Origin of the sequence: Promicromonospora kroppenstedtii DSM 19349, from assembly GCF_000515355.1 — a bacterium.
Classification (GTDB): Bacteria; Actinomycetota; Actinomycetes; order Actinomycetales; family Cellulomonadaceae; genus Promicromonospora; species Promicromonospora kroppenstedtii.
The window spans coordinates 1-3,465 of record NZ_KI911566.1 but is presented as its reverse complement, the minus strand read 5'-3'; the positions used below and the strand labels follow the sequence as shown (position 1 = coordinate 3,465).

The 3,465-nt window shown below is 74.6% G+C and carries 5 protein-coding genes; 2 read left to right on the top strand and 3 right to left on the bottom strand.

The window, feature by feature from the left end; translation table 11 throughout:
- The coding region (locus tag PROKR_RS33295; RefSeq protein WP_036958835.1) for a CHAD domain-containing protein at nucleotides 1-340 on the top strand (340 nt) is incomplete at its 5' end.
- A gap of 18 nt (nucleotides 341-358) precedes the next feature.
- Here the strand turns inward: PROKR_RS33295 and PROKR_RS00595 are convergent.
- Both PROKR_RS00595 and PROKR_RS00590 read right to left on the bottom strand, forming a co-directional pair.
- On the bottom strand, nucleotides 359-1,318 hold the full coding sequence (locus PROKR_RS00595; RefSeq protein WP_036958834.1) for a helix-turn-helix transcriptional regulator: 960 nt from the start codon (nucleotides 1,316-1,318) through the stop codon (nucleotides 359-361).
- A gap of 14 nt (nucleotides 1,319-1,332) precedes the next feature.
- Entirely contained in the window at nucleotides 1,333-1,905 is a 573-nt protein-coding gene (locus PROKR_RS00590; protein ID WP_036958832.1) for a dihydrofolate reductase family protein, read from the bottom strand.
- Between the two features lie 205 nt (nucleotides 1,906-2,110).
- Between PROKR_RS00590 and PROKR_RS00585 the strand changes: the two genes are divergently transcribed.
- Nucleotides 2,111-2,791: an alpha/beta fold hydrolase gene (locus PROKR_RS00585; RefSeq protein ID WP_036958830.1), complete on the top strand. Its 681-nt coding sequence runs from the start codon at nucleotides 2,111-2,113 to the stop codon at nucleotides 2,789-2,791.
- Between the two features lie 40 nt (nucleotides 2,792-2,831).
- Here the strand turns inward: PROKR_RS00585 and PROKR_RS00580 are convergent.
- On the bottom strand, nucleotides 2,832-3,465 hold a 634-nt coding region (locus PROKR_RS00580), incomplete at its 5' end, for a S1C family serine protease (RefSeq protein WP_036958828.1).

Below are 3,465 nucleotides of genomic sequence, written 5' to 3'. Positions count from 1 at the left end.
GACGGCGCCCCGGCTCGCCGACCCGGACGCCGCCCACGAGCTGCGCAAGGCCGCCCGCCGGCTGCGGCACACGTGCGACGCGATCACGCGCGAGCCCGTCGGGCTGCTCGGGAAGGGCACCAAGGACCTGGGCTCCGTGGGCCGCCGGATCCAGTCCGTGCTCGGCGACCATCGGGACGCCCTGCTGCTGGCCGGCCACGTGCGCGACCACGCCCGCGCGTACGCGCACGACTCCCGGGTGTACGACGGCGTGGTGGACCTGTGCCAGGGCCTGGCCCTGGCCGCCCTGGCCGACCTGCCGGCGGCCCTGGCCGACCTGGAACGGCGGGCGCGGGACTGACCCCGGCGCGGGCCGAAGTCATCCGGGACCGTCCTCCACCGCCGCCGACAGGCGCGCCGCCAGGGTCGCCACCGCCTCCCGCAGCTCCGGGCCGTCCTCGACCCGGAACGCGAACGGCACGCTCGCCAGCCACTCCTGCGCGTACATCGCGGGGTTGCGGGTGGTGCCCGTGAGCACGCACCGCTCCGCCCCCACGGCCTCCAGCCGGCCCATCTGCGCGCCGATCCACGGGGCGACGTCGGCGAGCGGGGCGTCGAAGACGACGCGCGTGCTGAACTGCCACCCGGTGCCGAGGTGCTCCTCGAGCGCGACGACGGGGTCGAGGTCGGCGGGCGGCGTGAACGGGGTGCCGGTGTGCTCGACCGCGAGCACCCGGTCCACGCGGTAGGTGCGGACGGCGCCGGCGCGGTGGGAGTGGCACAGCAGGTACCAGCGCCCGTGACGCACGACGACGGCCCAGGGGTCCACCTCGGCGACCCACTCGCTGCCGGACTCACCGCGGTACGTCACCAGCACGCGCCGTCGGGCGGCGACGGCGGACACGAGCTCGCTGGTGACGGCCGTGTCCGGGCGGGCCGCGTACCGGTCCGGGGCCGCGGCGGCGTGCTCGCGCAGGGTGGCGGCCTGCCGGCCGACGTCCTCGGGCAGAGCCCGGATCACCTTGCCGAGCGCGGTGCTGACGAGGTCGTCGGCCTCGGGGTGGCTGTCGAGCACGGCCATGACCAGGCCGAGCGCCTCGGTCTGGGTGAACGTGACCGGCGGCAGCCGGGTGCCCCGCCCGAGCCGGTAGCCGCCGTGCGGCCCTCGGAGCGAGGTGACGGGGATCCCGGCCTCGCGGAGGATCTCGACGTACCGGCGCGCGGCCCGCTCGGTGACGCCGAGCCGCGCGCCGAGCTCGTCCGCCGTCGCGCCCGGGCGGGTCTGGAGGATCTCCAGGGTGCGCAGGGCGCGTGCGGTGGGGCTGGTCTCGGACGGCACCCCTGCAGGCTATGTCAGCGCAGCACCTCGAAGACCTGCTTCTGGATGCCGTTGGAGTACACCTCGTGCTCGGTGAGCTTCAGGCGCTGGGCGGGCTTGTCGGTGTCGCTGAACAGGGGCTTGCCCTGGCCCAGGATCACCGGGAAGACCAGCAGGTGGTAGGCGTCGACGAGGCCGGCGTCCGCGAGCGCCCGGGTGAGGCTGACGCTGCCGTGCACCTGGATCTCGCCGCCGTCGGTCTCGCGGAGCCGGGCGACGTCGTCCAGCGAGCGCAGGATGGTGGTCTCGCCCCAGTTGTCGGCCAGGTCGGCGTCGGTGAGGGTCGTGGAGACGACGTACTTGGGCAGCTCGTTGTAGCGCGTGAACTCGGCCATGTCGGGCCAGACGGGCGCGAACATCTGGTAGCTGGCGCGGCCGAGCAGCAGCGCGCCGGCCTCCTCCTGCTCGCGGCCCTTGAGCTCGTAGGCCTCCTGCACGGGCTCCACGGTCCGATAGGTCCACGCCGTGTCGTGCAGCTCGGGGTCCCCTCCGGTGGGGTCGACCTTGCCGTCGAGCGAGACGAAGTGCGTGGCGACGATGGTGCGCATGGGGTGGATCTCCTGTCGTGACGGCCGCGCGGTGCGGCCTGCTGCGGGCATTTTCTACGGGGTTGGACGGGAGCGTCGCGGCAAAGTCATCGGCGTCGCACAAGAATTTTGATCCGGAAGCGGATCGTCCGGAACCGGTCCTACCGTTGGTGTGGTCGGCATCGCGCCGCACTTCAGCTCAGCTCTATCGGCACGGGAGAGAATCATGGACATCCTGCTCATCGGCGGCCTGTGGCTCGACGGTTCGGCCTGGGACGACGTCGTCCCGCAGATCGAGGCGCTCGGCCACCGGCCGGTGCCGGTCTCGCTGCCCGGTCAGGGCGACGGGCGCACGGACGTCACGCTGGACGACCAGGTAGCCACGGTGCTCGCGGCCGTGGACGCGGCGTCGGGCAGCCCGCTGGTCGTGGGGCACTCCGCGGCCTGCACCCTGGCCTGGCTGGCGGCCGACGCGCGGCCGGACGCCGTGGCCGGCGTCGTGCTGATCGGTGGGTTCCCGTGGGACGACGGCAAGCCCTACGCCGACCTGTTCCCGGTCACGGACGGCGTGATGCCGTTCCCGGGCTGGGAGCCGTTCGCGGGGCCGGACTCGGACGACCTGGACGCCGAGACCCGGGCCGCCTTCTCGGCGCGGGCCGTGCCGGTGCCCGAAGGGGTCGCCAAGGGTGTGGTGCACCTGACCGACGAGCGCCGGTTCGGCGTGCCCGTCGTGGTCGTGTGCCCCGAGTTCTCGCCCGCCCAGGCCCAGGAGTGGATCGACTCGGGCGACGTGCCGGAGCTCGCGCGGGCCAAGCGGGTCGACCTGGTCGACCTCGACTCCGGCCACTGGCCCATGTTCACGCGGCCCGCGGAGCTGGCCCGGCTCGTGGTGGACGCCGCCGCCTGACGGCGGGGCGGCGAGCCGCCAAGTTGGTGAGCGGCCGCCCTCACGACGCGGAGACGAGCTCCTCCGGGAGCACCACCGCGTCGACGAGGGCGCCGTTGCGCCACACGGTCACCTCGGTGCGCCGGCCGATGGCGTCGCCCACCATGAGCCGCTGCACGGCCGTGGTGGTCACGACGGTGGCGCCGTCGATCGCCACGAGGATGTCGCCGCGGCGGATGCCCGCGAGGTCGGCGGGCGAGCGCGCGATGACCTCCGCCACCCGCATGCCCGTCCTGGAACCGACCCGTTCCGCGACGGGCTCGGGCAGCACCACCTGCGTGCCGGCGATGCCGAGCCAGGCGCGCCGCACCCGCCCGTCGCGCACCAGGGTGTCGATGATCGCGCGGGTCGTGGCGTTGACCGGCACCGCCAGCCCGAGGCCGATGCCCGCGACGGCGGTGTTGACACCGACGAGCCGGCCCGCCGTGTCCGCGAGCGCCCCGCCGCTGTTGCCGGGGTTGAGCGCGGCGTCGGTCTGCACCACCTCGTCGATGATCCGGCCGGCCCCGGTGGGCAGGGAGCGGCCCAGGGCGGACACGATGCCCGCTGTGACGCTGCCGGCCAGGCCGCGGGGGTTGCCGAGCGCGACGACGAGCTGGCCCACGCGGAGGGTCGCCGCGTCGCCGAGGGTCAGC

Coding starts and splice junctions, on each gene's coding strand:
- PROKR_RS00590 (WP_036958832.1), bottom strand. CDS start 1,905: ATGCGCACCATCGTCGCCACGCACTTCGTCTCGCTCGACGGCAAGGTC.
- PROKR_RS00585 (WP_036958830.1), top strand. CDS start 2,111: ATGGACATCCTGCTCATCGGCGGCCTGTGGCTCGACGGTTCGGCCTGG.